Source organism: Neobacillus drentensis (genome assembly GCF_036966985.1).
GTDB lineage: Bacteria > Bacillota > Bacilli > Bacillales > Cytobacillaceae > Neobacillus > Neobacillus drentensis_E.
This window is the reverse complement of the sequence record NZ_JBALSN010000135.1, coordinates 14,262-25,719: the sequence shown is the minus strand read 5'-3', so window position 1 is coordinate 25,719 and position 11,458 is coordinate 14,262. Positions and strand designations below refer to the sequence as shown.

Here is an 11,458-nt window from a genome sequence, read left to right as displayed (position 1 = left end):
TATTTAAGCCTTTTTTAATAATAATTACTAGTTAAGCGGAATTTCTCCGTCTATTTATCAGCTGGGGGCTTAACCTGATTCCCCAACCGATAAGTGCGTACCCTCTGTCCTAAATGCGGGAATCAGCAGCTTTTTATCGATGCTTATAAAGATCAATCAATAATATGAACCTATTTTTTAGAGGAAATGACTCTAATTGGGCATTTGCGATAATATCTTTATAAAATGTTGATATTCCCTTCGATCGTTATTACCGCTGTTCCAGCTACTTCAATGATTGGTGCATTATTTTCGGAATGAACCGTTATATATAATGTACCTGGTCTGCCAATTGCGTGGCCTTGACCAATTTTAAGATGATGAGTTTGTTTATTTGAAAGAAGTCCTTCTAAAAACAAATACCCGGCTAGGGCGCCATTTGCTGCACCAGTTACTGGATCCTCGTTGATTCCGATGCCAGGGGCGAAATCCCTTGTATAAATATCAAACTCCCCATTTGTATCAAAGGTAAATAAATGAGTGGTTGAAATATTATGCTCCCGATTCATACTGCCTAACTCTTTTAGTTGCGGCTCAGCTAAATCAATCGCTTTACGTGTTTTCACTGGAACAAGCAGATGCCAGTTTCCGGTATTGCTTAGTTTAATTGGATATCTTTCATCCAGATCAGTTGTTTGAATACCAGCTAGTTGGGCAAGTGTGTCTTTATTGATTTCAATTTCTTTGACCTTTGGAGCGACCTGAGTCATTGAAATACTTATCAATTGATTGTTTTCTTTTATCCAGTTTACCGGAATCAATCCTACGTTGGTTTCAAAAACAATCTGATCAGTTTTATCTAACCAATTGTATTTGGTTCCAAGTAACCAGGAAAGGCCAATTGTTGCATGACCGCAAAAATTGATTTCCTCCAGCGGTGTAAAATATCGCACTTTAAAATCTGCCTCAGGATGAGACGAAGGTAATAAAAAAACGGACTCTGGAAGGTTCAATTCATTGGCAATTTTTTGCATGTCTTCCTCACTTAAATTTTCCGCATGGGGAATGACCCCCGCGGGATTTCCACCAAACGATACATCCGTAAAAGCATCAATATGGTAAACCGGGATTTGTTTCATGTTACTTCTCCTCCTTAAACTTTTGTACTTTAATCATATGCACTACTTTTGTATAAGTAAAATGAATATTATGAATTGAATACATGAGAAATTCTCATTAAAATTTATCTCAAAATTAAAAACGTGCCCCTATTTTAGGTAAACGGAGGAGGAAATCATGACTGTTTTTCAATTTAAAGTATTTCTTAAGGTTGTAGACACAGGTAATTTTACGAAGGCTGGTGAAATTTTAGGACTCACTCAATCTGGAGTCAGCCATAATATATCTACTTTGGAGTCAGAACTGGGGATTATTCTTTTAAATAGAGGAAGAAATGGAGTTTCATTGACGGATGGTGGGAAAAGGATTATTGGTCATATGAGAAATATTGTATCAGAGTCGGAACAGATTAAACAAAAGACGGCTGCTATTCTTGGGATAGAAATGGGTAAAGTCAAGATTGGAAGTTTTCCAAGCGCTTCAGCTAAATTATTGCCTGGCATTATATCTTATTTCAAAAGCAGGTATGAAGGGATTGAGTTGGAGCTATATGAGGGGAGCTATGACGAAATTAGTGAATGGATAGAAAATGGAGTAATTGATATTGGCTTTGTTTCCTTGCCAGTTAAAAGGTTGGAGACGATTCCTCTTTTAAAAGATAAATTAGTTGTGCTAGTACCTAGCGGTCACCCATTCCATGACCATAAGTCCGTAACCATAGAGCAGTTATCGCAGGAACCCTTTATCATGCCAAAGGCTGGCTGTGAAGTGCTGATCAAGGAAAGGTTTCAATCCAATGGATTAAAGCCCAATGTTCAATTTGAGGTAGAAGATAATCAAACCATTATCTCATTGGTTCATGAGGGACTTGGGCTAACTGTTGTTCCTCAATTAACATTACCAAACTGGTTAACACAAGTTTCTACTGTTGAACTTGTTCCTGAAACCTATCGAACTATCGGATTGGCAGTAAAGTCTATCAAGAATTGTCTGCCTGCTGTAAAAGAATTTATCATTGCCTCGCAGAAATTGGTGAAAACAAATAGCGAAAACTATCTCTAGGAATACAAGATTCCTAGGACATTGGAGAGCGAAAAGTTAAAAAGTATTAGAATATCCTAATAATACTGTAGGAAGCTCAAATCAATCCAATATGTATATAAAAACTGCACCCGATTATTAGGGATATCTATCAATTAGGTGCAGTTTTATTTTTTGCTCCCACATTCAAATGAGGGGTTTTTCAAAAATTATTTCAAAATAGGCAGCAGCGCCATATCCGGAAGTAACTGGAGCGAATAACTGGATGAATTTCCAGCCATCCTTCGCATGATTAGCGATGATTTCATGATAATCTTCCTTCGGCATATTGTTCCATTTACTAAGTTTAATTTTTACTAGTTTATATTCGTACATGACCTAAACCTCCATTTTTCTTTAAAATACGTATGGAATAACAAAATTGCTTATAAACAGAATGGCAATCAAATATAGCGCAGGATGAACTTCCTTCCCTTTCCCTATTAAAAGCTTCATCAATGGGTATAGAATAAAGCCGATAGCCATGCCATCTGCAATGCTGTACGTCAATGGAATCAGTACAATAATTAGAAGTGCTGGGAAACTCTCTGTTAAATCGTCCATTGAAATATGAACAATGTTCTGGAGCATAAGTACACCGATTAAGATTAGAATGGGAGATACCGCACTGGAGGGAACCATTTTAATCACTGGAATAAACAAGATCGAAACAAGAAACATAAACCCAGCAACAACGCTGGTTAAACCAGTTCTTCCACCAGCGGTAATCCCCGCTGCAGCTTCTACTGATGAAACGGTAGGACTCGTTCCAAAGATTCCAGCAGATAAAACCGAAACAGCAGTTGCCTGGAGTGATTTTTTACTGCTCTCAGGGCGGTTTAACATCTTGCTCTGTCCATGGATCAAGCCGATATTTTCAAAGACAACCACCATTGCAAATGAGATGGAAGTTAGCCAGAATACGATATTACCTGCTTGTGCCCACGAAGCCTTCCCAAACACGTCAAAGTATTCATGGAAAGATGCCATTGAAAAAGCAACCCCATCAAAAGTGGCTCCCCCAAGCCAAATCGATAATAACGAGGTAATCATAATACTTAATAAAAGATTTCCTGGTACATTTTTAATAAATAATAAAACCGTAATAATCAAACCTATAAATGTTGTGATGACTGAGGGACTGCTCAAATCCCCAATGGCAAGCAGGGTGTGCTCAGAGTTCGTAATAATACCAGCATTGTCAAACCCAATTAAAATCAATAAAATTCCTATTCCAATGGTAATGGCTTCTTTTAAGGAATTAGGAATGGCGGACGTAATTACTTTCGCCATTGGTGTAAAGGCAATAGCAACAAAGATCAGCCCTGAAACAAAAGTCATAGCCAACGCTTCCTGCCATGTAAATCCCCCAGATTGAACGATGGTATAGGTAAACATCGCATTGAGCCCCATACCAGGAATGAGGAGAAGAGGGGTATTACTCCATAATCCTGCAAGTATACATCCAAAAAAACTAGTTAATATTGTTGCAATGATTCCCGCCTCCATCGGAATACCAGCTACTGCCAAAATCGTTGCGTTGACAATAATAATGTAGACCGCGGTTATATATGAAATAAAACCTGCAGAAAATTCCTTATGAATTGTCGTACCATGTTCATGCAATTTAAAAAAACGTTCCATATTAATCCCCTTTCTAACCACCGATGAAATCGATAGTTATCATATCATGGACTTATACTATTCGAAAAATATATAATTTATATAGAAACCATACATTTTTTATATAGTAGGAGAAATCAATGGATATTAAACAATTACGGTATTTTATAGCAATAGCTGAGGAAAAGAATATTACGGCCGCTGCTAATCGGCTGCATATGTCTCAACCACCACTCAGCATACAGTTGAAGCAATTGGAGGATGAGCTGGGTGTTAGATTAATCGAGCGAAATGGTAAGAGTATGGAGTTAACTGATAAAGGAAATGTGCTCTATAATCGTGCTTTGCAGCTTGTGAACAGTGTGGAAGATCTAAAAAATGAGTTACAGGAAACAGAAGAGGGAAAGAGGGGCGTTCTCGCGGTGGGGATCAATACCTTACCGGTTACTGGGTTTCCAGAAATAATCCAATCCTTCCACAAAAAATATCCCCTTGTTTCTGTAAAAATTGTTCAAAATGATTCCCTTTATTTAGCGGAAATGGTAAAAACAAGGGCTATTGAAATGGCATTTGTACGGCTTCCACTTGAACATCGTGGCTTGACTTATCATCATCTAATTAATGAGCCCTTTGTTTTCGTAAGCAAGAAGGAAACAAACATACAGTCTTTAGTAGAAATTTCCCGCATGCCCCTAATTATTCCAAGTTCTGAGGGCCTAGGCATCTATAATACTATTCATGAAGCGTTTTCTAGACAAAAACTTCAACTAACAAGTATCGCGGAATGCTCTGATATGCAAGTATTAATGGAAATGGTTAAGGGAGGGATGGGAGCAACAATCGTGCCAAAATCTGTTCTAGATATCTATGGAAACAAAAGTCTCTACTCAACACCGATTAAGGATGCAAATTTGACCTCTTCTTTAGGCGTCATTTGGCTTGAACATCATTTTGTCTCAGCTCCTGTAAAAAATTTTTTTGAGCTGGTCAAGGAATCATATAGGCTTTCGCAGCCTTAAGACATCTTGATCTGGTTTCCTGAAAAATAATAATCAAAAAGTGATCAAATTTGACAATAGATTTGATATCTTTAGCAATCGATGATGATGAAGGTTTTAAAAAAAGAATCCCCTGGATTTATCCATGGGGAGAAGTTAATTTAGGTAGTATTTATCTCTAAAAGACGTATCAGCAATCTTGTCTACATAAAATTCATCGTTCAAATATTTGACCACAGAAACACTGCAATCATGTCTGTTGACAGGAGAGCAGTTGCGGGAGTTTATCGTCGATTATTTAGGTCCGACTTGTGAGAAACATGGTTTAGACACAGAGATTTGGCTAGGAAAACGCCTTCACAAAAAAAGAGCTAAAAAATCACTTGAATTGCCAAAAACGCCTCCAAAAATCAAATTTGAAGGCGTTTTTGGCGTTTATGCACTAAAAATGCCCTCAAATTTAAAAAATGGAAATTCACTTTACCTCGCCAAACTCGATATTGTACAAGTGCAGAGGATACGGGCCGTCACCTAATTCCCGTGCAAAGGACAAGGTGATGAAAAGGTGTCATAAAATATTCACATTCTATTGAATAACCTATGACCATTTTCTTCATTTATTTCTATATCAAATTTGAAAGAATTTTATTAGAAGAAAGGCAGTGGTTGAAGATGGCAAAGTTTAGAATGGTACGTACTGATTTTTGGAAGAATCCGATTGTTTTAGAGGAAATGACTCCGGAGGACAAATATTTTTACCTGTATCTTCTTACCAATCCACATACGACTCAAATTGGCATCTATAAGGTTACCCAAAAACAAATGGCATTTGATTTGGGCTATTCGATTGAAAGTGTTCATGTATTAATGGAACGATTCACCCTGCATCACAAGCTGATTCGTTACAGTCCTGATACGAGAGAACTGGCGATAAAAAACTGGGGGAAATATAACCTAGATAAAGGCGGGAAACCGATGATGGATTGTATCTATTCCGAGTTAAAGGATGTCAAGGATCTCTCACTTATTCAATATGTTTCGGAAGCCATTCCGAAACAGGAAATTCGCAGCATATTTGAATCTTTTTGTGAGCCAGAAGAAATAGTTTTTGGCAAGGAAGTTACCTACAAAAATGAAAATAATACATATCTAGTACCTGAATGTAGAGAGCATGACGATACGTTGACGCCTCGGTCTACGATACAGGGGCAAAAAGAAGAAGGAATTAATAATAAAGTTAATAAAAAACAAAAACAAGAACCTATGTATCCAAATAAAGAGGAAAATCTAGACATCGAGAATCCATTACAGAATCATCAAAAAGATGTGAAGGAAATAGTTGAGTTTTGGGATAACAATGGATTTGGTTTTACAAACGTTAATGCGAAGCAGCAGCTTTTGTCCTGGTTAGATGATTCTAGCTTTTTACAGCCGAAAGAGGTGATTATAAAAGCGATGAATATTGCGTGTGCCAATAACAAGCGAAGGCTGAGCTATGTGGTTGGGATTCTGAAAAACTGGAAATATGACTCATTACTGACCATAAAAGAAATTGATTCCTTTTATGAGAGTCAAAATTCCGCATCAAAGCAAAGCCGAACTAGTAAGTCGTTACCTGCCGGAAGAGCGATTCCCGGAGGATTTGTACTTGACCTTACGGCGGGTGAAGAGTGTTGAGCATCGCCGAAAAAACGTTTTTAGAAAGCTTGATGAAGGTGGATTATTTTCTTAAGGATACCATCCTCCAACATGGCAGCTGGAAAGTACACGGTATAAAGAAATCATGCTAAGAAGGTAGAGTTAGGCCGGGCTGGTAAGAAACAAGGCATTTATCGTGCTTTTTTATATGTAAACGAGTTAGGTAAATAAATTAAAAAAGTCCTTATCGATACATAAGGACTTTTGAAACTAGAGTTGTCTTGCTCCAAGATAGCGAGATTTCCAGTAAGAGATATTCATATTGGAAATTTCAACTCCTCGGGAACCAGAATGAACGAACTTACCATTTCCCACGTAGATTCCCATATGTGAAGGACCTTTTTTATACGTTTCGTAATAGACAAAATCGCCAACGGATAAAGTAGACACAGGTTTCATCTTGTTCCAATATCCAGCAACAGTCTGACGAGATACGGATTTTTGTTTGTTGATCACATAGTAAATAAATCCACTGCAATCAAAACCGCTTGGAGTAGTTCCTCCCCACTTGTAAGGGCTGCCAACCACAGTTTTAGCGTTTTGAATCAACTTGTTTTTATTAATGGTAGACACTGCAGGTTTATTTGCTGCGGGAGCTGGAGCAACAGGTGATGTTACAGTACCACTACTAATTTTTAATTTTTGACCTATTCTAATTAGATCCGATTTCAATCGATTCCCCGCTTTTAATTGTGTCACAGTTGTCCTATACTTCTTCGCGATTGATGACAAGCTATCACCGGATCTTACCGTATATACTAATGAAGATGGACTAGTGCTAGATTTAGTCACGACCTTGCCTTTTTCAGGTATGTATATACTTTGACCTATTTTGATTCTATCACTTGATAATTTATTAGCTTTCTTAATCTCTGAAACTGATATTTTATATTGCTTTGAATACTTTGATAAAGTATCCCCACTTTTAACTTTGATTGTTGCAGCCATGGCTGACGTACTATATAAAGAAGTCCCGAATACGGTAGCTGTAACGAATGCTATAATTTTCTTTTTCATTTGTATCCCCTTAGTAATCGTTTCTTTTACTAATTTTAGTTTACATATCACTTGAATAATTTGCTATAATTTGTCGAAATCGTAAAATTAATGTAATAACTTTGTAATAAATTGTAGTTAATCAGATATTGATAGCTTGTTAAAAGGAACCTCAAATAGCCATAAGCCGCCTAAAAGGTATAGGAATAGAGGTAATCATGATTACCGGGGATAATCATCAGACAGCAAAAGCAATAGCTGGACAAGTAGGTATAGAATATGTAATTGCTGGGGTTCTTCCTGAAGGAAAGGCTGATGAAATTAAGTATAGAGTTGGTATGTTTCACTTTTATAAGGGGGTGCGTTACCGGAAAGCCCCAATGAGAAAAGGCTCTGACCAAGGGGGAGTCGTCAGAGCCTTTTTTCATTGTGATTTTGGGATATTCTTTTGGGAAGAATTTCATACTATATGGCTTATTAGTACTTATACTAGTCCATCTAAATATCTTAATTTGTATTATCTCTAAAAGAAGTGTCAGCAATCTTGTCTACATAAAATTCACCGTTCAAATATTTGACCACAGAAACACTGCAATTGTCATGGTGAGTATATCTGCTCATTTTTGCTAATTGCATTAAATAGTTGCCGATTGTGACTCCATGTGAAAATACTAGAATATTTCCACTCTCGTTTTTATGCTTATGAATGATTTCATCGATAGCAGAGCTTGTTCGTGAAAAAAGCTGTGAGTAGGATTCCCCCTCAGGTGCTGACATATTTAAATCGTTAAGACTAAATAATGTCTCTAGGATATTCCCATATTGAGCTAGAATTTCCGTTTGTAATAGGGATTCCAAAACCCCAAAGTTCATTTCCTTTAGACGAGGATCAGTAATGATGGGGATATTTCGATGGCCAATGGCATGCCTAGCCGTATCTACTACTCTCTGACTTTCACTTGCGTATACAGCTTTAAATTCGATATCAGATAAACCAATTCCTAAAGATTTAGCTTGTTCAATTCCTTTATCCGTAAGAGGTGAATCACAAAATCCTTGTAATCGTTTCTCTACATTAAAAAGGGTTTCTCCATGCCGAACAAAATAAAGCTTCACTTCTTTTTCAGAGGACATGCGTAACCACCTGCTTTGTATTGGATTTAAATGATTGATAAAATGAATTTTACCACACCTTTCGAGGAGTTTGTAATTAAATACACCAAGCATTTCCAATCTAACCAGAGGTAGGAGGTATATTTTTTGGAAATGTTTGAATGGATAGGAGATTTCGTTTTGGAAAAAGTATGGGCAAAAATAAATGCAGTTTTAATCGCAGATGATCCAAAGACATTTGTAACTAGAAGAATATCAGAAGCAAATCTTAAGTTTGGGGGGATTCTTGGTGACCGCCACTTTGGAATTACAAGTAAAGCTGATTCGAGGCAGCCGATGTATCCAAGGGGATCTGAGATTCTAAACCGCCGCCAAATAACGATTGTGTCTGTGGAAGAATTAGATAGGATTGCCGAAGAATTAGGTGTTGAATCTGTTCTGCCTGAGTGGTTAGGGGCTAATCTCTTGATAAAAGGATTCCCGGGATTAACAAAACTCACCATGGGCTCACGAATCCTTTTTCCAAGTGGGGCAGGATTAATATGTATGGGGGAAAACCAGCCTTGTACCTTACCTGGTGATGAAATCCAAAAGCATTATGAAGATCATGAGAAGTTATCTCTCCGTTTTGTACGGGCAGGATATAAGCAGCGGGGGATTGTATGTGCAGTTGAAAGACCCGGAATGATTCACGAAAATGATGAAGTCCAGGTATTGGTTAATGATTTTAAAAATCCAATGCAATAATTGGCTAGGATTGACAACAAATCAATAGGACTGGTTTATGTTAATTATTCATGTATAAAAAGGAGTTTAGTGGTACTGGTTATTATTCCCTACTATAAAAAAGGAACGGAGAAAACCGTTCCCTTCTTGACTAGATGCTGATTCCTGCTTAAAGTTTTAATTACTTAGTGAATTTTAGTTTAATATCACCATGATAAGGTATATGCTCAACAGTTATAGTTATATCTTTACCATCTTTATCTTTCCCTTTTCTTTTATAGGTGAATTTATTTTCATTAAGCTCTGTTAGTTCAAGAACGGCACCATACTTCATCCCTAGGGAAACATGGGCTCTGATCTTATTTCCATGTACGACATCGAAATAGCCGTAATCACCGCGGCTTTCACCAGTCTTAGCATCAAAAAATTCATATTTATTTGTCTTATCATCGTATTTGGCAAGACCTAAATAATTAGAATTATAACTGGATACATCGTTGCCCTTTTCATCCAATGCCACGGTTCCTTGCCATAGGGTGCCTGCTAAAATTTTATCCCCATCAATGTTTGTCACTACTTCTCCTGTAGTTGTTTCCAACTTCTTATCCGGATCAGTAAAGGAGAGTTCTGTTTCTTTATAAGGAATATGATCAACAAATACCTCTACATCGTTACCATTAGCATCTTTACCCATTCTTTTATAGGTAAACATATCTTTTTTTAGCTCTGTTATTTTGACAACAGCCTGGTAACCCATCGATTCTGAAATTAATACTCTATTCTTCCCATCGTTGGTGATAAAGAAAGTTCCTTTATCGCCACGACTTTCTTTGGTGGTTTTATCAAAAAATTCATATCTCGATGTTTCATCGTCATATTTCGCGAGACCAATAAAGTTTGCATTATATTTTGTTAAGTCATTATTATCTTTATCATATACCTTTGTTCCTTGCCAGTTTGTATTGCTTAGTATACTAGCCAATTTCTGCCCTTTGGTTAACTTATTTTCCTTTTTACTATCTTTAGCTTTTTGTTCTTGCTTCTGTTCACTTTGATTTGCTTGTGCAATGGTGTTATAACCTGTTAGTAATAATGTGAACCCGAGTACTATTGAGGATAATGTTTTTACTTTTTTATTCATTTTGTAGTCTCCTTATTTCATTATTGTAGTGTAATTAATAGTAGTATCTATAATTTATAGTAGAAATATGGCTTATTTTTATTTATTGAGGCTTATACGATCCTGTTATTTCGCCCGTGCATTTAACAAAATTTGTACAATCTCTTTAAATCCTTTTGCTCGTGCGTGTTGTAAAGGTGTCACATTCTTATTATCAGGAATGTTGACATTTGCCCCATGATCTATTAGCAATTGCACTGTTTGCTGCTGTTTTTCGTCACCATTACCCAAAATAATCGCTTCTAGTAAAGCTGTCCAACCTAGATTATTTACATGATTAACATCTACATCAGTACTGGCAAGAAGTTCTTTAATAACATCCACATAACCATGTTCAGAGGCAGGGATTAAAGCAGTTCCTCCATACCGGTTAGTTACAGATGGGTCGGCACCTGCTTCAATCGTAAGTTTAAGAATTTCTATATATCCTTCTGCACCAGCATACAGGAAGGGGTTATTTTTCATGTCGTCCTGGATGTTGACATCTGCCCCCGCTTCAATTAGGATTTTTGCATTCTCTACATCATTGTTATAAGTCGCAATCATCGTGGCAGTTCGCCCTTGGGAGTCCTGTGAATTAATATCAATACCTTCCTCAATTAATCTTCTTATGGTGTCCGTTTCTTTGTGTTCTGCAGCTTGAAATAATTGTTGATTCACTTCTAGCTCTCCTTTTCGCTCATTTTGCTGTTTATTTGGATCTACAGCGTTTTCAGAGACACATCCCTGAAGAATGAAAATACATCCAATGAATATTGTCGGCCACCTCCACATCACAAGCTCACCAGCCTATCGTTAATTGTTACTTAAGTTATGTTAATGCTTAATCTTAAACTCCCTCTAAATAATTTCTTAAAAAAAGATAAACTTTTTAAGAAAATTTTTTAATATCCATAAAAAATACCGCCACCTTTGTGACGGTAACTAAAACAGATTATTTAATTTA

At 36.9% G+C, this 11,458-nt stretch carries 12 protein-coding genes and 1 pseudogene; 6 read left to right on the top strand and 7 right to left on the bottom strand.

The genetic code is table 11. The features are described 5' to 3' along the window. Nucleotides 1-218 precede the first annotated feature (218 nt). Nucleotides 219-1,118 (bottom strand): PhzF family phenazine biosynthesis protein, encoded by a 900-nt coding sequence (locus V7659_RS09645; RefSeq protein ID WP_335539703.1) that lies wholly within the window; start codon nt 1,116-1,118, stop codon nt 219-221. Between the two features lie 157 nt (nt 1,119-1,275). Here V7659_RS09645 and V7659_RS09640 point away from each other — a divergent pair, with 157 nt between their 5' ends. Further along, nucleotides 1,276-2,160: a LysR family transcriptional regulator gene (locus tag V7659_RS09640; protein ID WP_335539701.1), complete on the top strand. Its 885-nt coding sequence runs from the start codon at nt 1,276-1,278 to the stop codon at nt 2,158-2,160. Nucleotides 2,161-2,325: 165 nt separating this feature from the next. On the opposite strand, the gene V7659_RS09635 is transcribed toward V7659_RS09640, so the two are convergent. Further along, nucleotides 2,326-2,514 (bottom strand): DUF4177 domain-containing protein, encoded by a 189-nt coding sequence (locus V7659_RS09635; RefSeq protein WP_335539700.1) that lies wholly within the window; start codon nt 2,512-2,514, stop codon nt 2,326-2,328. A gap of 21 nt (nt 2,515-2,535) precedes the next feature. Beyond that, nucleotides 2,536-3,822 (bottom strand): NCS2 family permease, encoded by a 1,287-nt coding sequence (locus tag V7659_RS09630; protein WP_335539698.1) that lies wholly within the window; start codon nt 3,820-3,822, stop codon nt 2,536-2,538. Between the two features lie 119 nt (nt 3,823-3,941). Here V7659_RS09630 and V7659_RS09625 point away from each other — a divergent pair, with 119 nt between their 5' ends. The 3 genes from V7659_RS09625 (at nt 3,942) to V7659_RS09615 (ending at nt 6,476) form a co-directional block, all read left to right on the top strand. After that, nucleotides 3,942-4,820 carry a LysR family transcriptional regulator gene (locus tag V7659_RS09625; protein WP_335539695.1) on the top strand — a complete coding sequence of 293 codons (879 nt, stop codon included), beginning with the start codon at nt 3,942-3,944 and terminating at the stop codon, nt 4,818-4,820. A gap of 253 nt (nt 4,821-5,073) precedes the next feature. After that, entirely contained in the window at nt 5,074-5,334 is a 261-nt protein-coding gene (locus V7659_RS09620; protein ID WP_335539712.1) for a hypothetical protein, read from the top strand. A 137-nt stretch (nt 5,335-5,471) separates the two neighbouring features. After that, nucleotides 5,472-6,476: a DnaD domain protein gene (locus V7659_RS09615; protein WP_335539693.1), complete on the top strand. Its 1,005-nt coding sequence runs from the start codon at nt 5,472-5,474 to the stop codon at nt 6,474-6,476. Nucleotides 6,477-6,707: 231 nt separating this feature from the next. Here V7659_RS09615 and V7659_RS09610 read toward each other — a convergent pair whose 3' ends face one another. After that, a complete protein-coding gene (locus V7659_RS09610) occupies nt 6,708-7,514 on the bottom strand; it encodes a LysM peptidoglycan-binding domain-containing protein (RefSeq protein WP_335539691.1) in 807 nt (268 codons plus the stop codon). A 158-nt stretch (nt 7,515-7,672) separates the two neighbouring features. On the opposite strand from V7659_RS09610, the pseudogene V7659_RS09605 reads away from it, so the two are divergent. After that, nucleotides 7,673-7,819 (top strand): annotated as a pseudogene (locus tag V7659_RS09605) (HAD family hydrolase); the annotation flags it as partial. Between the two features lie 181 nt (nt 7,820-8,000). Here the strand turns inward: V7659_RS09605 and V7659_RS09600 are convergent. Then, nucleotides 8,001-8,627: a histidine phosphatase family protein gene (locus tag V7659_RS09600; protein WP_335539689.1), complete on the bottom strand. Its 627-nt coding sequence runs from the start codon at nt 8,625-8,627 to the stop codon at nt 8,001-8,003. A 132-nt stretch (nt 8,628-8,759) separates the two neighbouring features. Between V7659_RS09600 and V7659_RS09595 the strand changes: the two genes are divergently transcribed. Then, a complete protein-coding gene (locus V7659_RS09595) occupies nt 8,760-9,353 on the top strand; it encodes an MOSC domain-containing protein (protein ID WP_335539710.1) in 594 nt (197 codons plus the stop codon). 160 nt (nt 9,354-9,513) lie between these two features. On the opposite strand, the gene V7659_RS09590 is transcribed toward V7659_RS09595, so the two are convergent. Beyond that, nucleotides 9,514-10,473 carry a DUF4822 domain-containing protein gene (locus tag V7659_RS09590; RefSeq protein WP_335539687.1) on the bottom strand — a complete coding sequence of 320 codons (960 nt, stop codon included), beginning with the start codon at nt 10,471-10,473 and terminating at the stop codon, nt 9,514-9,516. 105 nt (nt 10,474-10,578) lie between these two features. Next, nucleotides 10,579-11,286 carry an ankyrin repeat domain-containing protein gene (locus tag V7659_RS09585; RefSeq protein WP_335539686.1) on the bottom strand — a complete coding sequence of 236 codons (708 nt, stop codon included), beginning with the start codon at nt 11,284-11,286 and terminating at the stop codon, nt 10,579-10,581. Nucleotides 11,287-11,458 lie beyond the last annotated feature (172 nt).